The following is a 19,773-nucleotide window of genomic DNA, read 5'->3' on the forward strand; positions in this document are numbered from 1 at the left end:
AAATGACTGAAAATAAAGCCTTGCATCCAACTACAATTATCATTTTTGGTGCTACAGGAGATTTGGCAAAAAGAAAACTTTTTCCGGCGTTTTATAATTTATATATCGATGGGAGAATGCCCAAAGGTTTTAATATTGTGGCCCTTGGAAGAGCAGATAATACCAACGAATATTTTAAAAATTACATTAAAGAAAATCTTGAACATTTCTCAAGAAAAAAGATAACTTCAGAAGATTGGGCAGGTTTTCAGGCTCATATCACTTATTTTCAGCATCAATTGGATGAGGAAGATTCTTACAAAAATCTGTATCAGAAATTAAAAGATTTTGATAGAGTTTACGGAACAAGAGGGAACAGATTATTTTATTTATCAATTGGGCCTAATTTTGTTTCTACGATTTCTAATCACATCAAAAATACGTCACTAGCTTCTGATGCTAAAAAAGACAGAATCATTATCGAAAAACCTTTTGGTCATGATAAACAATCGGCAATAGAACTAAACAGCTTGTTGGCTGAGACTTTTGAAGAAGAGCAAATTTACCGTATCGACCATTATTTAGGAAAGGAAACGGTACAGAATATATTGGCATTTAGATTTGGAAATTCTATTTTTGAACCTTTATGGGATCGTAAACATATTGAATCTGTACAAATTACTGTTGCTGAGGAGGTTGGCGTTGAAACGAGAGGGAGTTTCTACGAACAGACAGGAGCATTGAGAGATATGATTCAAAATCACCTGTTACAGATCCTGTGTATGGTTGCGATGGAACCACCAGCTTCATTGGAGTCAGGTGAGATTAGAGACCGTAAAGTAGATGTTCTTAAATCGATTCGTAGAATTTCAGAAGATCAGGTTGATCATTACGCGGTAAGAGGCCAATATGGAAAAGGCGTTGTAAATGGAGTTAAGGCTAAAGCTTATCGTCAGGAAGAAGGAATTGCCGAAGATTCTAATACAGAAACTTTCGCAGCCGTAAAATTCTATCTGGACAACGAAAGATGGCAGGACGTTCCTTTCTACGTTCGTACCGGAAAGAAAATGAAGGAAAAGCATTCTTATATCACGGTTCAGTTTAAACCGCTTCCGCATTCAACTTTTTCGGAAAGTTCACAACATTTATCGGCTAACAGATTGATTATTAATATTCAACCATTAATGGATATCAGATTGCAGTTTATGGCAAAAAAACCGGGGCTTTCATTGGTTTTAAAGCCTGTTGAAATGATCTTTGATAATTTTGCCTGCCAGGAAGATACTCCGGAAGCTTACGAAACGCTGTTATTGGATGCACTTTTAGGCGATCTTACGTTGTTTATGCGTTCGGATCAGGTGGAAGAGGCTTGGGATGTTGTAAAAACGATTCAGGAAGCTTGGCAGGATGGTAAAGCATCTTTTCCAAACTATGAAGCAGGAAGCTGGGGGCCGGAAGAAAGTGTTGCTTTGGTTGAAAGACAAGGTCACAACTGGGTTTAAGATTATATTAATTTAAAAAGACGAAAATGAATATTACTGTATTTAATGATTTAGATAAATTATATAAAAAGGCAGCGGATACGTTTGTTGATCTTTCACAAAAATCTATTCAGAAAAATAACCGTTTTGTGGTTGCATTAAGCGGAGGTTCTTCTCCAAAAGCGATTTTTAATCTGTTGGCGACTCAAGAATATGCAGAAAAAATTGAATGGAATAAAGTGTACTTTTTCTGGGTTGATGAAAGATGGGTTTCTTTAAATGATGAGAAAAGTAATGCAAAAATGACATTTGAAGCACTTTTCGATAAGGTTCCTGTGAATAAAGAGCAGATTTTTCCAATGTATAAAGATGGAATTGATCCCGAAGATTATGCTAAAGAATACGAACAAAAGATTAAAAATATTCTTGGAAATGAAGGCGTTTTTGATTTTATCCTTTTAGGAATGGGGGATGACGGTCACACCGCATCTTTATTTCCGGGTGAAGCAGTTTTAGATGAAAAAGAAAAATGGGTGGCTGCTTATTATTTGAAGCCTCAGGAAATGTTCAGGATCACTTTGACTGAACCTTTGATCAATAAAGCTGAAAATATATTGGTTGTTGCCTTCGGGGAATCCAAAAAGCATGCTTTGAATGAAGTGCTGAACGGAGAATACAATCCTAAGTTATATCCGTTACAGCTTATCAATAAAAAAGAAGGTTTTCAGTTTTTCACGGATGAAAAAGCAATGAGCTAAAGCTTACAGAATATAGTTTTCATTTTGAGAAAGCTAGAATGGACGAATCGTTACAAATGATTCGTCCATTTTTTATATGTGGTTTTTCGTGATTTATATTTGATCGTTACTTTTAGTTTTACCTTACAAAAATTGAACAAATTTACTGCTACAAAAGAATGAAAACGTCAACATATGTTGATTGTTTTAAAAATTTTGGAATCTACATTTGCTTTAATTATTCAATACAAAAAATATCATGAAACGTTTATTATTCAGTTTTTGTACTCTCTGTACAGGATTTTCAGTCTTTTCACAAAGTACCAATACCAATAAAATAATGGAGAAAAATAATACAGTTACTATTAGCAACAAAAATCCAAAAGCTCTTTTTGATCCAACGCCGTTTGCTTTTTCGCACGCCACAACCAATGAAGTTGAAGGTAATTATGTATTCGTATCCGGACAAAGCGGCGGCGAAGATTTGAAGCATAATCTTTCTAAAGACTTTAGAACTCAAGTCAGTTATTCTTTAAAAAATTTGGAAACTGTGCTTGCAGATTATGGATTAGGGGTTAAAGACGTTCTTAAAATCACTATACTCATTGTTGATCACGATCAGGAAAAGCTCAAAATATGGACAGAAGAAATGCATAAAACCTGGAAAAATCATCAATTCCCGGCAAGTACTTTAATTCCGGTTCCCAGATTGGCTCTGGATGGTATGTTGATAGAAGTGGATGCTGTTGCTTTTATTAAAAAATAAAAATTGCGTCATTAATTTCTAATGACGCTGTTTTAATTCAAACTATTTTAAAATTTTAGTTGAAATCAATTTGAATTAAATTTTTCAACCGCTTCTTTTGAAATCGGTGTAAAGAAATTAACCAAATTACCATCAGGATCTCGGAATAATAAAGATTTATTTCCCCAAGGCATAACGGTAGGCTCTTGCACGATATTAGAAGAAAGGGAATCTCTTAATCGCTCAAATTCTTTGTCTACATCATCAACCAAAAACTCTATTATGGCAGAACGATTTTCCGCAGGTTGTGCTATATTTTCTCCACCAAAAAATTGCAATGTTTTTGTACTTCCAATCGCAATTGTAGCTGTAGAGGTTTTTAATTCAGCAAAATCGGGAGTATATTGTATAGCTGTAATTCCTGTTATTTGCTCATAAAATTTCACTAAACTTTCAATATTTGCTGTGATAATACGTATTGATACTAAATTCATTTTTGAAGATTTTAAATTATTCTACAAAAATAAATAAGGCTTGTGACAAGAGTCTGTCAGTAGGTTTTATTTTAATATCAAAACAGGTTGATTCACATTCTGATAAATCCCTTCCGAAATACTTGTACTTGTTAAGAAATACAGAAAACTATGTTTGCCGGGCAGCGCAATAATAAGATCTGTTTTATTTGATGATGCAAAGGTCAGAATTCCATCGACAATATTTTTATCGTAGGAATAATAGATTGTGCTTGGGATTTCAGTTAAATGTTGATGAATATATTCCTGAATTTCATTCTTTTTTTCTTCTATAATTGTTTGATTTTCTTTTGTATGAATATTTAAAAACATCAATTGAACATCCTGCTTGCGAATGATATATTTATGGTTAAACAGTCTTTCCAGTTTTGTAATACCGTTGATATCGCAGGGAATAAGAATATTTTTAATGTCGCTGTAATTGTAACCATTGGGAACAATTAGAGTTTTTACAGGGCTTGTTCTGGCAATGCTTATGATGTTTTCCGAAACAACACTGTCGCGGGAAGCTGCCTGATCGTCACTGCCTAAAACAATCAGTTCTATTGAAGGTTGTTCTCTTATAATATCATTAATACTTCTTGTCAGTGTCCAATTACTTACTGCTTTTGAGACTTTAAAATCAGGAAATTTTTCAAGAATAATATTGGATAATTTACTCAATAATAATTCCGTTTTTTCTAAAAGGCTGTTGATACTTTCTTCATTTACAAATGAATGACCTTCCGCAATATGCAGATAATCGAATTCGGATTCGTCAGAAGTTTTCAACAATATAATATGCTCATATTCATATTGTTTTGCCCATTGTGAAGCAACTTTCACGGCATTTTCTGTGGTTGAGGTAAAATCAATCGGTACCAGTATTGTTCTCATATTAGATTAATTTAAGAATTATTTATTCGAGATTTGTTGTCATTTTTTTGACTAAAAGAAGAGCGTTTTTTATTTCATTTTCACTGAAATCACCGGCGGCTTTTTCGTAAAGTTCCAATGCCCAAGGATAAACCGTTTCTACGATTTGTTTTCCTTTATCCGTAAGATAAATTTGCTTATTTCTTCTGTCGTTTTTATTTTCAATCCGTTGAACGAATTCGCGTTTCACAAGACTGTTAATGAGATAAGTTATGCTTGATTTATCCTTACTTACCTTAATGCCGATTTCCTGTTGATTGATGCCGTCATTACGGGAGAGAAGTCCCATTATTTCTATAAGTTCGAAAGAAAGATCAGGATCATATTCATTAATTTTTGCCTGAATTTTCTGTCGTAGACGGTTTTTCATTTCGCCCATTGCAAGACCTAATTCTAAGGCTAATTCTGATATAGTATTGTGGTTTGCAGACATGTTTTTAATAAATAATAAATATTAATTTAATCAAATTAAACAAGAAAAATTGTCTCTATCATTCTCTTACTCTAACAAATATACCTAAAATTAGTTTCAATTAAAACTAATTTTTCATAAAAAAGCTTCTCATATTTATCATTTAACATTCTTTTATTCAAATAAATCATATTTTTTATTGATGAGGTTTTTTCAATGGTTTTATTGGTCTTTTATTGAATTGATGTTCTTTGCATAGTTTTTAATGGTGATTCTTTGGTTTTTGAATTAAATTGTTGATTATCACAAATGTTAAGATGCCAGAGAATCGGTTATAATAAACGGTTTATGAAATATTTATTAAAGAAAATTAATCTAATTTCATTAAATATTTTGTTACTTTTGTAAATATAAAATTTATAATTAAAGAAAAATTTATTATAGTTTTGAATATTATATGAAAAATTTATTTTTTTTAAATGATTCAAGAATTTTTAATCTTAAGCTCTTTTTGCTTTTCCTCTCATGTAATCTTTTACTCTTTTCAATAGAAATATAGACCTTAAAAAATAATCGCCAGAAACTCCCCTTGAAAGTGATATTTTATTTTTTAAAACCTACTATGTTCGGTTTTCTTATCAAAAAAAGCTTGTTATTATTTTAAATTTTTTCTTGTTCATAAATTTTTTTCACCCTTTATAAAACATTTTAATAAACCATGAAAATCTTTCTACGAAGTTCGATATTTTCAGCTAATGCACTACGTTTTGTATTACCTGGAATTTTATCTTTTGCCTTTACGCAAAATTACCATGCACAGACAAGGGTTATTGTAAACCCCGGCCTTGAATTTGGTGTGGCCAATGCAACTGTTGTACAACATGATGCTAACTTTGGTTTTGGCGCTACTTTTGACGCCGGATCAACGGTTACTTCTCCGTGGTATACTTCACATCCAACTCAGGATGGAGCCTGTACGCCTGGTTTCTCAGGAGCTTGTCACCCTATTGAAGTCTGGGGAACAGGTTTCGGAAACGTAACAGCCTTCCAGGGATCAAACTTTGTTGAGCTGAATGCATATGTAAGTTCAATGATCTATCAAAATATGTATTTAGTAAGTGGAGACGTAATCAGTTTTAGCTTTAGGCACAGGGCTAGAGTAACTACAGCAGAACGTGCAGCAATGGTCATTGAAGATCAAAACCAAGTAAATATTGCTACAGTAAGACAGACAGCTTTGCCTTCTGCTACTAATGCTTGGTCGAATAATGCCGGAAACTATACTTTTACAGGTGTTTCAGGTGTCTATAGAGTTGGATTCAGGGCGATTGTAGATGGTGGTAATCCAGGAACAGGAAACTTACTGGATGATATTAGAATTACACTAAATCCACTTATTGATTTAAAATTTTCTAATGCTTTATCATCTTGTGAAGGTTCTAGCAATGGTAATTTATTCATGAGAATTAATGGCGCTGTAACTGCCGCAACTACGGTAGCTTTTCAGATGATCGATCCTGTAAACGGTACAGCTGTAGCATCAGATAATGATATTACGGTAACGGGTGTTGCCAATTCAAACGGTACACCGGTAGTAACGCACACAGCAGGAAGCAGTATTTATTTGATAACCATACCCAACGGAAACTATGATGGTGGAGCTACTCCTGGATACTCAAGTCCAACAAATGATGAAGATGGAATCACAATTAATATTGCATCTGTAAATGATACTGTTTACGAACCTGATGAAACCTTTAAGTTCGAGATCAAACAAGAGGGAACAAATGGGTCAACTAGTAATTTTGTATCAACTGCTTCTCCTATATCAGGTGATACATATTATCCCAGAACAAATGATTATTTTATACGTAGATGTGTTTGTTATAATGACGCAAATACCGCAACAACAGGAGCAGACAGTAAGGTAGGTTTTTCGCTTTTGCAAAAGGCTACGCCTAACAATGGAAATTGGCCATCAAGCAGAAAATCGGCTCACATGGTTTTAGAATCTAATAATAAAGGATTTGTAATTTCCAGACTAACGACAGCTCAGGTAACTGCTTTGGTTTCTCCACAGGAAGGAATGATGGTGTATGATACTGATGTAAAATGTTTAAAACTATATGATGGAACTGCATGGAGCTGTTTTAATACTCCAACTTGTCCGTAATTAATTTGAATTAAGAAAGTAAGATTAACGATCATTAAAAAATTTCTCCATAAAAATTAAATTAAAAATGAAAGCAATATTATCAACAATATTTATAGGAATAACTATATTTTCAAACGCTCAAATCATCATAGGAGATGCTGTTGGAACATCAACAATAAAAACTTCTGTGTTATTAGATTTTGCTCCGAACCAAAATAAAGGACTTATTTTACCTTATGTAAGAACATTACCAACTTCTCCAACAGAAGGAACATTGGTTCTTGATGCAACCGATGGCACGAAAGCTCGTGTAAAATATTATAACGGAGCGTGGGTAGATTTAAGCGGTCAGGACGCTGCCATCACAAGTACTATGGCAACTCAGGTTACCGTAGCACAATTGGCTGAAACGTCCAGTGAAAAAATAATCATTGGTGCGGCATCTACTACTGCGAATGGGGTTGTAGTTTTAGAGTCTACAACTAAAGCAATGATTTTACCAATTGTACAGGATGTGCAAAATATCCCAAGTCCTTCTCCGGGAATGATGGTTTACGTCAACAAAGCTGGGGCAAAACGTTTGGCTGTTTTTAATGGCACCAAATGGTCTTTTTGGAAACCGTAATTGAACAAGTATTTTACTGATAAAAAATTGGAGCCTTCTTTTTAAGAAGGCTTTTTTTTATATTTGTTGGAAGCTAAAAATTAATATTTTATTTTAGAAGATGAATCTGAAAAATGCTAATTTTCAATCAATTAAGATTATGAATTTTTTTTTATACGTAATGATTATATTAATAATTTTTTCTTGTGGAAAATCAGATTGTAATAGTTATAAGTCTGCATTTTACCCTGATGAATATTATTTAGTTGCTAAAGAAATAAATATTGATGAAACATGGATGAAAATTAAAGGATCAGTTCCTGTAACAAATGAAAAAGAGAAGATTATGGTGCATAATAATTGGATAATAAATTCTGATGATGTTGAGGTAGAAGATACAATTGTAAAGAAAAAAGGAGAATTAGCAATATATATTCATAAAAAAGATACTGTTATTATTTATGATTGGTATTGCAATGGGAAGCCTTATAAGTAAGTTATTTATTAGAAATACTAATTAAAAATTCTTAGAATTCTTAATTTAGGCTCAAATCATTTCAAAATCCTCTGTAAAAAAACAAAATTTAATTTCCTAAATTTACATCCCGCTTACTTAATGGTGGAATTAAAATATTCAAAGAAGTGAAAATTGATAATAAAAGAAAATACTTAAGTTTTCTAAAATTCAAAAGAGATTTTCAAAAATATGGACTTGAAAAAGTAAGAAGTTATGAACTGATTCTTCATTGGTTAAATAACAGGTTAAGCCGTAGTCAGTTTCTTGTTCTTTCGGGTGTTATTGTAGGTTGCAGTGCAGGTTTGGCGGGGGTTATACTGAAAACTCTTGTTCACCATATTCATAATTTTATTACGACTAAAGTTCATTTTGAATATCAGATATTATTCTACGTTGTTTTTCCTTTTTTAGGAATTGTTCTTACGACAAGCATTGTTCTTACGCTTTTTAAAGGTCAGGACAGAAAAGGAATTGGTGCCATTTTATACGAAATTGCTCAGAATTCGAGTATCGTTTCTTCTGTTAAAATGTATTCTCAAATCGTTCAAAGCGCAATTACAGTTGGGCTTGGAGGTTCTGCTGGATTGGAAAGTCCAATAGCAGTTACCGGGGCTGCGATCGGATCAAATTTTGCTCAAACCTATCGACTAAGCTATAAAGAACGTACGTTATTGCTAGCTGCGGGAGCAACAGCAGGTATCGCATCAGCTTTTAACGCGCCGATTGCAGGAATTATGTTTGCTTTTGAAATTTTACTGACAGGAGTTGTCTTCACAGATTTTATTCCTTTGGTTGTTGCAGCGGTTTGCGGAAGTCTTTTATCGAGAATTTTACTTCAGGAAGATATTCTTTTCAGATTTTATACGAGAGAACCTTTTAATTATAAAAATGTTCCTTATTACCTTATTTTAGGGATTGCAACGGGATTGTACGCACGATATTTTGTAATTGTCTCTCAAAAAGTTGAACATTTTATAAAAGGTTTAAATATGTCTCGCCTACGAAAAGCAATGTTTGGTGGGGCGGTTTTGTCATTGCTTTGTGTGCTTTTTCCACCGTTATTTGGGGAAGGTTATGATACGGTGAAGGCTTTTACGAATGGAAATACCCATTCAATTATTGAAAACAGTTTTTTTAGATATTTTGAAATTAAGGAATGGACGGTCATTATATTTTTGGTGTTGGTTTGTCTGTTAAAGGCTTTTGCCACGTCTTTTACCATTTTCAGTGGGGGTAATGGCGGTAATTTTGCGCCTTCACTTTTTGCAGGAGGTACGGTTGGATATTTATTTGCTTTGATTTGCCAGCATCTTGGATTTTCGGATGTCCCGGTAACTAATCTAGTTCTTGTAGGAATGGCAGGTGCGATGAGCGGCGTATTATATGCACCGCTTACGGCAATATTTCTAATCGCGGAATCGAGTTTTGGGTATGATCTTTTTATTCCTTTAATGATTGTTTCCATCATGTCATACCTCATTGCCAAATGGTTTTCTCCAATTTCTCCTGAATTAAAATCATTAGCAGATCAAGGAAAAATTTTCACGAATAAGCATGATAAGAATTTATTGTTTTCATTAAAAACAGAAGATTTTATCGACAGGTTTTCAGAAACGGTGAATGAAAATGCCTCAATAGCAGATTTATTTGAGCTTGTAAAAGATGGAACTAAAAATATTTTCGGAGTTGTTGATGATGCTAAAACATTACGCGGAATCCTTACAATAGATGATGTACGCCCGTTTTTGTTTTCGGATACAGATACTTCGGCAAGTATTATTAAAATTATGAAAGCTCCTCCAGCGATTATTCATCAGGAAGATAAGCCTTTAGAAATTCTTCAGATATTCGATGATACTGGTGTTTGGAATCTTCCGGTTGTAGATCAGAACAATAAATTTGTAGGATTTATTTCAAAATCATCTATATTAATGAGTTACAGGCAGCTTTTGAAAGACTATTCTGATTAATAAAATTAATTTTTTAACGGAAAATTATTAATAGTTTCTTTTTTATTATTACTTTTTTAAACAGGCTCTAAGAAAATAATGAAAAAAGCAGAGATTAATTCTCTGCTTTTTCTTTTTTCAATGTTTTACTCATAATAAGAATAATGCCGAAAAGTAAAGAGGCAATAATCAAGTATCGCCATCCCAGATCTTTTTGTTCGCTTACGTTTCCGCTTACTGAAATAATAAAGCTGGTAAGGGAAGTAATGATATAGACCAATCCACCCATTAATCCGCCTGCTGTTCCTGCATTCTTAGGGAAATACAACATACTTGTCGTGAAAAATGAGGTAAATAAGATTCCCGAACAAATATGGATGAAAAATGCAAAAGGAATCGTAATGTAAAGACTCTGTGCAAAGTAACTTACTGCAATTAAACTAGCAATTAAAACCAATTGTATAATAACAGGCTGTAAAATACGAGAATTAAAACCTAACGAAATTCTCTTTTTTCCAATAAATCCACCAATCATCCATGAAAATCCTAAAATCAAAGTACAATATCCAATGACAACCGGAGTGAAATGAAAAGTATTTTCAATAATAAAAGGCCCCGTAATATTAAACAACATGACAATCGAATAACTTAATCCCAAAATAAAGATACCCAACATGAATATGCGGTTCTTCAGCATCATTTGATAAAGTTTAATGTTTTCTGAAAAACTGACTTTCTTCTTTTCGGGTAAACTTTCACCACTAAAGAATAATTCAAAAATAAATATTGCTCCTGCGTAGAAAGCAAGGAAATAAAAATTCGCATGCCAGTTAAACAATTTTTCAAGATAACCGCCAAGAAACGGTGCCAAAATAGGTCCACAAGACCAGACAATTGTGAAATAACTTAAATAATGTTTCACTTTTTCAGCGTCATAAATATCTACAAAAATAGCGCGGGTCGCAACTACCAGAACAGAAACAGCTGCTCCTTGAAGGATTCGGAGAAGACAGATTAAGAAAATACTATCTGTCATTGTGATCAAAAGACTGCTGATGATCAAAAAGAATAGTGCCACTAATTTAGGTCGGTAACGTCCAATATTATCCAGAATATTTCCTACAAATAACTGACAGATCCCATAACTCAGTAAATAAGATGTTAGTGTAATTTGGATATCCTTTTCCGAAACCTGCATTCCTTTGGCCATCGATGGAAATGAAGGTAAATAAATATCCGTCACGAACCCCGAAAGCGGGATTGATATAAAGGCCATTATCGTAACTAATCTGATACGTTTTTCAGATGCTTCTTTCAACAACATGTTTATTCATTTTTTAACGATACAAAAATAGAGAAAGTATCATTAATATGAATTTTAAAAGACAAAGTAAAAATTACAAAATTCAAAGAATTAAACCATACTCTTAAATTTAAGTGGAGAAGTATTAGCGTGCTTTTTAAAAAAATTATTAAAATGAGAAGGCTCATCGAATCCTAATGTGTAGCCGATTTCCGAAATATCCCAATTGGTATATTTTAATAGATTTTTAGATTCCTCAAACATTCTTTCTTTGATGATTTGAGTGGTTGTAAGATTGGCGACTGATTTTACAGAAGAATTTAAATGATTCACATGCACGTTAAGATGCTCCGCAAAGTCAGAAGCTGTTTTTAATGATAGCGGATAAGCCGGAGAATCCAAAGGAAACTGTTTGTTGAGAAGCTCATCAAACAATCGGTATAATCTAATGTTAGCGGGAAGCTCATTGGGGTCAATATCTTCCACACGGTTTTCTAAGGCAAGGTGTAAAACGGATGCCAAGTGGTTTTTAATACTGTTGCATCGAAACGTGTAGGAAGAGTTGTTCAACTTATACATTTGCTCAAAATAGACGGTAACCAGCTGGGTTTGTTCTTCGGTTAAAAAAACAAGCGGCATGCTCCATTCTTTAAAGAGAGAGGTTTTTTTGAATAATTTAAATTCTGAATTTCCATTAAAAAACTCCTGATTAAAGAGACAAAAATAGCCTTCTTGAAGGTCTCCATCACATTCCCACGAATAAGGAATATTGGGAGACGGGAAAAATAGAGCAGGGCGATCAATGTATAATTGTTGCTGTCCATATTGAAAAGTTCCTTTACCGATAATAAAGCTGATCTTATAGTAATCCCGACGATTATAAGGACTTTTGAAACTGCAATACTTTCGCATAGAAATATTGAAATGAGATTTTCCTGTTTCAAAATCATCAGTATCAAACATTTTATTTTTGTTTTCTCTGATCCGTTTGTAGTAATCTGCTATAGTTTCTAATTGATCGCTCATGATACAAAATTATAAAAATCAAATATACTAAATGTGTTTTTATTTTTAAATTATTTTCAATGAAATCAATTTTTAATTTGATAATATATAAAAGTTAGCTGGGTTTTTTAACCACAAAAGGCACAAAAGTTTTTATTTAATCACTTTAGAGCACTTAAGTTTTAAAAGTTGAAAATCGTAAAGCTCACATGAGAAAAAAATCAAAGATTTTCAAAAAACTTAAGTGTACTTTTTAACGATATAACTTTTAACTTAAAATAACTTAAGTGTTTAAACTTTTGTCTCTTTTGTGGTTAAATTATTCCAAGATTTCCAGAAGATCACTTTTACTTAAACCTTGTAACTTTGATTCACTGGTTTTTATTAAGCCTTGGGCAAGTTTGCTTTTTTTCTTTTGAAGATTTAAGATTTTCTCTTCAATGGTATTAGAGCAGATCAGTCGAACGGCAATCACATTTTTGGTTTGTCCGATTCTGTAACTTCTGTCGATCGCCTGATTTTCCGAAGCGGGATTCCACCAAGGATCTACGAGATAAACATAATCTGCTTTGGTAAGATTAAGCCCTACACCGCCGGCTTTTAAACTGATTAAAAACACACGGATATTTTCATCGGTCTGAAAATTATTGACCTTAGTTCCACGATCTTTAGTTTGACCTGTCAGATATTCAAAGGGGATATTTTTCTTTTCTAATTCAGTTTTAATCAAATCAAGCATTCCTACAAATTGTGAAAAGACAAGGATTTTATGCTCCTTCGATTTATTTTCAATCTGTTCGGTCAGGATCTCTATTTTCACGGCATTATCCCCTGAATGACCTTCTTTCAACAAAGCAGGAGAATTACAAATTTGTCGAAGTTTTGTTAATCCTGTCAAAACATGCATGCTATTTTTAAGCGTTTCATCGTCTGTGGATGCAGAAATGAATTCACGAAGTTCACGTTCATAAGTGTCGTAGACTTTGCGTTGTTCTGAATTCATTTCACAGTAAATGACCATTTCTGTTTTCTCAGGAAGTTCTTTGGCGACTTGCTTTTTGGTTCTCCTGAGGATAAAAGGGTTTATCTTCTGCTGAAGTTCTGTTCCTCGTTTGGTATATTCAAATTTATCGATCGGAATGGCGTATGTATCTTTAAAATACTGTTTACTTCCCAATAATCCCGGGCAAGCAAAGGAAAGTTGTCCGTACAGATCAAAAGTATTGTTTTCAATAGGAGTTCCGGTCAATACGATCTTATTTCGCGACTGTAAAAGACGGGAAGCTTTATATTTTTCAGAATTTGGATTTTTAATAGCCTGCGATTCATCAAGGAAAATATAATTAAAATGAAAGGTTTTAAGAAAACGAATGTCCGAAAGCAGCATTCCGTAGCTTATCAAAACAACTTCATATTGATGCATCAACTCGGTTGTTTTCTTCCGGTCTGCTCCGTAATGAAGCAATACTTTGATGGAAGGCGCAAATTTTTCAATTTCTTCCTGCCAATTGAACAGCAAAGAAGTGGGGACAACAATCAGATTGGTCGTCGGTCCATATTTTTCCCTTTGATGCAAGATGAAAGCGATGATTTGTATGGTTTTACCTAATCCCATATCGTCAGCAAGGCAACCTCCAAAATTAAAGGTGTCAAGAAAACCTAGCCAATTTAATCCGTCTCGTTGATAATCTCTCAACTCTGCTTTTAATTCAACAGGAACTGAAATTTCAGGAATATTTTTGGTTGTTGAAAAGCGTTTTGAATACGTCGTAATTTCTGCATGTACCTCATCACTAAGAATTTCTTTTTCAAAGAGATTTGATATTTCTGTAAAATTAATTTTAGGGATCTTCAATAATTCTTCATCAATATCTCCCACCTGAAAATATCGGGTGATTTTATTGATCCATTCATCAGGTAAAATGCCCTGAGTGCCGTCATCCAGCTGAATGAACTTCGATTTGTTACGAATCGCTCTGTGAACCTGTTTTAATGAAGCTTCTTTTTTACCAAATTTCACCGCCAATTTAGCATTAAACCAATCGACACCGCTGGTGATTTGGATGTCTACTTTAGCTTTATTTGAGTTTAATTTATTATTCTTTAATTCATTGAATCCAAGAATGGTTATCCTTTCATTTCTCCATGCTTCAAAGGCTTCCAGAAACCAATTTTCATCCAAAAACTTATCTTTATGAAGGTAGAAATATTCAGTTCCGTCCATTTGTTCCTCAAATTCAGGATGTTGTTTCATAATGATGGAAGTCAAACGATCTTCTGCATCATGATTTCGTTCTATTGTGAACTGGTTTCCATTTTGGTCGGTATCAAATAATTGTTTTCGGGAATAAACAATCACCTCAACTGAACCATATTTCATAACAGGCGTAATGGACACAAAATTGCCTTTCTGCTGAAGATAGATGATTCGTTCTGTTTTAAAATCTTTTTCCGCTAATTCTACCGGAGTTGCTTGACGAATATAGCTGTAATTGATATGAATATACTGTTCTAGCGAAGATAAAACGGTTTGTAAAAATTCCTCATATTTTGATGCATGAATGATTAATATTTCGTTATTTGATTTGAAAAACTTAATCACACGAAGCATATCAGGATTATCAACCAAACTCAGCGTATTTTGAAAATAAACAAAATAATCATTTCGAATCACTACATTTTTAAAGGGAAGTGAAATATCATTGAATAATAATTCTCCCGTAATTTCGTAAAAAGGATCTTTTTTGAAAACAGTAAGTTGTATTTCTAATTTTAAAATATTTAAATGAATTGGAACTAAAGATTTTGAGGAAATAGTTTCAGCTACGTTGTGATCGTGATAATAAACATCCAACTCCAAAGGATTCTGAACGATCAGTTTCAAAGCCTGTAATTCTGCCGCGCTTTTCTCTTCGCTGTACTTATTTTGAAAGGTAAGAATGGCTGTATAAAATTTGATTTCTGCGGGCTGTTCTGCTTTCCAGATCAGTTGCATAGGATCAATGGTTGTAATGGGATTTTTAACTTTTCCTGATTGGGTAATATCAGCTTCCATCAATGAAAAATTCAGTTGATTGTAAAAACGATGTTTCCCAATGACCAATAGTTGTCTTTTATCAGTATTTTGAACTGCTAATTCATCCAATATTGAGATTCGTTGAGGAAGAAGATCTTGTTTAAAGACCTGTTCGTCTATTTGAATTAGCTCTTTTATTTTAGGCTGAATATCCAATTTTCCATCGGTATATTCAATATTAAAAAAGGCATCCAGATTTGTTTCATTTTCTAATCCAAAACCTTTGGCGACTAACATTAATGATCTTTGTCTTAAATTATGGTCAAAAAAGATTCGAAAATTTTTCTGCTCCAGAATAGAATGAATAATTTCGGACTGATGCTCGCAAAGTTTATTGGTTTCATTATCACATGAACAAGCTGTGATCAATGAAGTTCCAACCTGACTTACGGAAACGTTTGGGAAGTCAATGACAGAAGTTGATTTTGTAAATACTCCCGTGTTGCATTCCAAAGCAATAGGGTAGATGTCTCGGAAATCTTTAATTTCTATAAAATTTGCCGTTTGGGTATGCTTCAAAAGTTCATATATAGAAAGTGTACTGATATTGGTATTCGGTAAAATATATTCCTTTGGCAGCTCCATGGGTACTTACAGACAAATAATTTAGTTATTTAGCGAATTTACATAAAACCGATAAAAGGTCTTCTCGAAAATCTGATTTTTATTTTAATTAAATCTGAATCTTACCTTACATTAGCTTTTGATAGAGGAAAAAAGGCGCAAATTGGCTTAAACTTTTTTATTTTCATTCCAAATTTTAATAATTCTCGATTTTTATTAAGTTTTTTTGACCTTAACTATTGCGAAATCCACCATAAAACCTATATTTGCACCCTAAATTTTAAAATAATGAAAGAACTAATTGAAAAAATCAACGCGGAATTTGAAGCATTCACTGCTGAAGCAAACCAACAAGCAGAAAAAGGAAACAAGGCTGCTGGAACTAGAGCTCGTAAATCAGCTTTAGAACTTAGCAAATTGTTCAAAGATTTCAGAAAAGTTTCTGTTGAGGAATCAAAAAAATAATCGATCCCAAAATCGATATAAACCGGCTTCATTGAAGTCGGTTTTTTTTGTTTATAATGCATTACTCTAACTTTTTTATTTTAACCACAAAAGATACAAAAGCGAATATTTTATTCTTTTGAAAACAAAAGTTCTCAAAAGAATAAAAATCAAAGATTTTTAACAACTTATGTGCTCTTAATTTGTAGTTTATTATTAAACTTAAAATAACTCAATTATTAATCTTTTGCATCTTTTGTGGTTAGAATAAAAGGTTTACATAAGTTCATTAATATTTAGTCAAAACCTTAATCTTCTTAACAACTTAATGAATCTTAATGGTTAAAAACTAAAGTTTAAATATCAATCATAAGATAAAAATCATTCTGTTTTTCTCTTTTATCCTCTTCAATTTTCCCTGAATTCCTTTATCTTTATCCCAATCAATGAAATTATGAAGATAAATCGCTTTTTTGTAGCGCCTGCGGTAGTATTGGCGGTGCAATTTTCATGGGCTCAGGCGCAAACCGGCTCGCAAGAAAAACTGAATCCTATTGTTGAAAATTTCGTGAATGAAGTCAATAACCATTCTCAGCTTGAAGATATGGCGTATGAACTTCTTGATGGGATTGGTCCTCGTTTGGTGGGAACTCCTGAAATGCTTTCCGCCAATGAATGGACAGCAGAAAAACTTCGTTCATGGGGAGTTGATGCCAATTTGCAGCAATTCGGAACCTGGAAAGGCTGGCAGAGAGGAATTACGCATGTTGACATGACGTATCCTCGCATAAAATCATTATCAGCAACCCAATTAGCTTGGAGTCCTGCGACTAAAAAAGCAATTGAAGCCGAAGTTGTAGTGCTTCCTAAAGTTTCTTCTAAAGCTGAATTCGATAAATGGCTGCCTTCTGCAAAAGGAAAAATTGTTTTGATGGCGCAGTATCAGAAAATAGGTCGTTCTGATGAACAAATTAAGGAGTTTGCAACGCCTGAATTATATGAAAAATTAAAAGCTGAAAAAGAACAGGCTTCAAAAGATTTCCGCGATTACGTAAAGAATATCGGATATGATAACAATACGCTTCCAGAAGCTTTAGAAAAAGCAGGCGCTGCGGGAATTGCGATTTCAAACTGGACAGGAATTATGGGTGCCAATCGAATTTTTGGAGCAAAGACAAGCAAAATTCCAATGATTGATATTGATGTTGAAGATTATGGGATGCTTTTCAGAATGGCTGAAAAGGGTAATAAACCTAAAATTAAAATTGAAGCTCAGTCAAAAGTTCTTCCTGATGCTAAAACTTTTAACACCGTCGGAATTATCAAAGGAAAAGAAAAACCAAATGAATATGTCATTCTTTCTGCTCACCTTGATTCTTGGGATGGCGCTCAAGGCGCAACAGATAACGGAACGGGCGTTTTAACGATGCTTGAAACGATGCGAATTCTTAAAAAATATTATCCAAACAATAAAAGAACAATCGTTGTCGGACTTTGGGGAAGTGAGGAACAGGGATTGAACGGTTCAAGAGGTTTTGTTGCTGATAATCCTGAGATTATAAAAGGAACTCAGGCTGTATTTAACCAAGATAACGGAACAGGTCGTGTTGTGAATATCAGCGGACAAGGATTTGTAAATTCCTACGATTATATCGGGAAATGGCTAAATGGAGTTCCGAAAAAAGTAAAAGATCAAATCAAAACAGATTTCCCCGGAATGCCTGGTGGGGGGGATCCGACCATGCTTCTTTTGTTGCTGCAGGAGTTCCCGGATTCTCTTTAAGTTCGTTGAATTGGGGATATTTCGGATATACTTGGCACACTACGAAAGATACGTATGATAAGATCGTTTTTGATGAGGTGAAGAATAATGTAATTTTAACAGCATCATTGGCTTACATGGCATCAGAAGATCCGGAATTTACGAATAGAGAGAAAAGAGAAATGCCTTTGGATGATAAAGGTCAGGTTACAAAATGGCCGGAAGCGAAGCAACCGAGGAGAGATTCTAAAGATTTTAAATAAAAAAGAATGTGCGACTTAATCTAAAAGTCGCACATTCTTTTTAGGTTGTTCTTGGTTGAGTAAACTTCTAATTTCAGCTATTGTACTTTCTTTCACAATATGAGTTTTACAAATTTGATTATTTAAATGCATACTGAAATTCACTCGTGTAGCAGTTCGTTTTCCCATAGCAACCGTATTGAAAACGCATTCTGAAAACTCAGGATTGAAATTGGCTAGACATAAAATATTTCTTAATAATAATTTCAAAAAGCCAGGATAGTTCCCTTCATCATCAATAACCTTCATATTCAATATCTTCTTTCCGAGTGTTGTACCAAAGTAAGATTCATTTATAGCACCAACAACAATCACAGATGCAATAGAAAGTAAAAGACTTATAATCGCTATTTTATGAAATAGAAAGAAGAAGACTAGAAAGAAAGGCAGCATATCGATAACTTTTGCAAATAACCGCTCCCTTTCGCTTCCTTTGTAAATGGTTTGATAGGGTAAATCATATTCAAATTCATTATAAATACGGTTACCTTCCAAATCAAAATTTCGGGTCGCTCTGCGGACTGTTTTTCGCTTTTTGAGTTCAGATATTTTCAAATGGCTTTATATGTTAAAATTAAACTTTGATAAATTTAATATGGTTATTTTTATGACCTGCATATTAAATACAAAATTCCAAATCTGAAAATTTTGAAACAGAAGGTTTGTACTCTGGAATATTCAATGTTCCAAAACCATATTCACAGAAAATAAAAGATAATTCATTTGCTTTCGCAGAATCATAATCTGTCTGAGTATCGCCTATATATAATGAATTTTCAATACTTAAATGATTTCTTTCCATAATCAATTTTATATTTTCAGCTTTCGACTTTTTTGTACGACCATGAGATTCAATGTCTGTAAATAGATTGTGAATCTGATAGTATTCTAGAAATGCTTCAATATATCCATCCTGGCAGTTGCTGACAATGAATAGACTGTGTTTTTTTGCCAAATTCGTTAGGGTTTCCACAACTCCCTCATAAAGAATACCGCCATGGGCATGTAGTACCTTGTTTTCTTTCTTTACAATTTCCAAAAGAATGTCCTGCACCAGTTGATCCGAAATTCCGGGAATGATATCCTTTAAAATGTCGTCAAATAACAGACCCATGTATTGGTCCATATCTTCGGGCTTTAATTCCCTTTTTATCAGTTGACGTTTGGTTAAAACCTCATTCCAGATCTTGATGATTGTGGCTCTGGGATCCCAGAGTGTTCCGTCTAAATCGAAAATTAAATTTTTTTTGTTCAAAATGTATTGTTATTTAGTTTGATTTATACTATTGA

At 33.4% G+C, this 19,773-nt stretch carries 16 protein-coding genes and 1 pseudogene; 9 read left to right on the plus strand and 8 right to left on the minus strand.

Going from position 1 to position 19,773, the window contains the following annotated elements; all coding sequences use genetic code 11:
• Nucleotides 1-2: 2 nt before the first annotated feature.
• From zwf to A0O34_RS17870, 3 genes are all read left to right on the plus strand, one after another.
• Nucleotides 3-1,481 (plus strand): glucose-6-phosphate dehydrogenase, encoded by a 1,479-nt coding sequence (zwf, locus tag A0O34_RS17860; RefSeq protein ID WP_066757687.1) that lies wholly within the window; start codon nt 3-5, stop codon nt 1,479-1,481.
• 26 nt (nt 1,482-1,507) lie between these two features.
• Nucleotides 1,508-2,218, plus strand: coding sequence for a 6-phosphogluconolactonase (gene pgl, locus A0O34_RS17865; protein ID WP_066757690.1), 711 nt, complete (start codon nt 1,508-1,510; stop codon nt 2,216-2,218).
• A gap of 238 nt (nt 2,219-2,456) precedes the next feature.
• Nucleotides 2,457-2,963, plus strand: coding sequence for a RidA family protein (locus tag A0O34_RS17870; RefSeq protein ID WP_228394312.1), 507 nt, complete (start codon nt 2,457-2,459; stop codon nt 2,961-2,963).
• Between the two features lie 65 nt (nt 2,964-3,028).
• Here the strand turns inward: A0O34_RS17870 and A0O34_RS17875 are convergent, their stop codons facing one another.
• The 3 genes from A0O34_RS17875 to A0O34_RS17885 all read right to left on the minus strand — a co-directional run bounded on the left by A0O34_RS17875 (nt 3,029) and on the right by A0O34_RS17885 (nt 4,823).
• Nucleotides 3,029-3,436: a VOC family protein gene (locus tag A0O34_RS17875; protein ID WP_066757696.1), complete on the minus strand. Its 408-nt coding sequence runs from the start codon at nt 3,434-3,436 to the stop codon at nt 3,029-3,031.
• A 66-nt stretch (nt 3,437-3,502) separates the two neighbouring features.
• The gene (locus A0O34_RS17880) at nt 3,503-4,351 is read right to left on the minus strand and encodes a universal stress protein (protein ID WP_066757700.1); all 849 of its coding nucleotides are present in this window, start codon (nt 4,349-4,351) and stop codon (nt 3,503-3,505) included.
• Between the two features lie 22 nt (nt 4,352-4,373).
• The gene (locus A0O34_RS17885; protein WP_066757703.1) at nt 4,374-4,823 is read right to left on the minus strand and encodes a MarR family winged helix-turn-helix transcriptional regulator; all 450 of its coding nucleotides are present in this window, start codon (nt 4,821-4,823) and stop codon (nt 4,374-4,376) included.
• Between the two features lie 697 nt (nt 4,824-5,520).
• On the opposite strand from A0O34_RS17885, the gene A0O34_RS17890 reads away from it, so the two are divergent.
• The 4 genes from A0O34_RS17890 (at nt 5,521) to A0O34_RS17905 (ending at nt 10,048) form a co-directional block, all read left to right on the plus strand.
• Nucleotides 5,521-6,975 (plus strand): hypothetical protein, encoded by a 1,455-nt coding sequence (locus tag A0O34_RS17890; RefSeq protein ID WP_066757705.1) that lies wholly within the window; start codon nt 5,521-5,523, stop codon nt 6,973-6,975.
• A gap of 67 nt (nt 6,976-7,042) precedes the next feature.
• Nucleotides 7,043-7,582 (plus strand): hypothetical protein, encoded by a 540-nt coding sequence (locus A0O34_RS17895; RefSeq protein ID WP_066757709.1) that lies wholly within the window; start codon nt 7,043-7,045, stop codon nt 7,580-7,582.
• 100 nt (nt 7,583-7,682) lie between these two features.
• Complete coding sequence (locus A0O34_RS17900) at nt 7,683-8,057, plus strand: hypothetical protein (RefSeq protein ID WP_066757714.1); 375 nt, start codon at nt 7,683-7,685, stop codon at nt 8,055-8,057.
• 146 nt (nt 8,058-8,203) lie between these two features.
• Nucleotides 8,204-10,048 carry a chloride channel protein gene (locus tag A0O34_RS17905; RefSeq protein ID WP_066757717.1) on the plus strand — a complete coding sequence of 615 codons (1,845 nt, stop codon included), beginning with the start codon at nt 8,204-8,206 and terminating at the stop codon, nt 10,046-10,048.
• A gap of 94 nt (nt 10,049-10,142) precedes the next feature.
• Here the strand turns inward: A0O34_RS17905 and A0O34_RS17910 are convergent, their stop codons facing one another.
• From A0O34_RS17910 to A0O34_RS17920, 3 genes are all read right to left on the minus strand, one after another.
• Entirely contained in the window at nt 10,143-11,348 is a 1,206-nt protein-coding gene (locus A0O34_RS17910) for an MFS transporter (RefSeq protein WP_066759814.1), read from the minus strand.
• Nucleotides 11,349-11,441: 93 nt separating this feature from the next.
• Complete coding sequence (locus tag A0O34_RS17915) at nt 11,442-12,356, minus strand: helix-turn-helix domain-containing protein (protein ID WP_066757719.1); 915 nt, start codon at nt 12,354-12,356, stop codon at nt 11,442-11,444.
• A gap of 298 nt (nt 12,357-12,654) precedes the next feature.
• Nucleotides 12,655-15,996: a DEAD/DEAH box helicase gene (locus A0O34_RS17920; protein WP_066757720.1), complete on the minus strand. Its 3,342-nt coding sequence runs from the start codon at nt 15,994-15,996 to the stop codon at nt 12,655-12,657.
• 267 nt (nt 15,997-16,263) lie between these two features.
• On the opposite strand from A0O34_RS17920, the gene A0O34_RS17925 reads away from it, so the two are divergent.
• Complete coding sequence (locus A0O34_RS17925; RefSeq protein ID WP_054509314.1) at nt 16,264-16,440, plus strand: histone H1; 177 nt, start codon at nt 16,264-16,266, stop codon at nt 16,438-16,440.
• 433 nt (nt 16,441-16,873) lie between these two features.
• Nucleotides 16,874-18,444: pseudogene (locus tag A0O34_RS22720) on the plus strand (M20/M25/M40 family metallo-hydrolase).
• 15 nt (nt 18,445-18,459) lie between these two features.
• On the opposite strand, the gene A0O34_RS17935 reads toward A0O34_RS22720, so the two are convergent.
• Complete coding sequence (locus A0O34_RS17935; RefSeq protein ID WP_066757722.1) at nt 18,460-19,038, minus strand: RDD family protein; 579 nt, start codon at nt 19,036-19,038, stop codon at nt 18,460-18,462.
• 64 nt (nt 19,039-19,102) lie between these two features.
• A complete protein-coding gene (locus tag A0O34_RS17940) occupies nt 19,103-19,738 on the minus strand; it encodes an HAD family hydrolase (RefSeq protein WP_066757724.1) in 636 nt (211 codons plus the stop codon).
• Nucleotides 19,739-19,773 lie beyond the last annotated feature (35 nt).

The organism is Chryseobacterium glaciei (assembly GCF_001648155.1).
Taxonomy (GTDB): Bacteria; Bacteroidota; Bacteroidia; order Flavobacteriales; family Weeksellaceae; genus Chryseobacterium; species Chryseobacterium glaciei.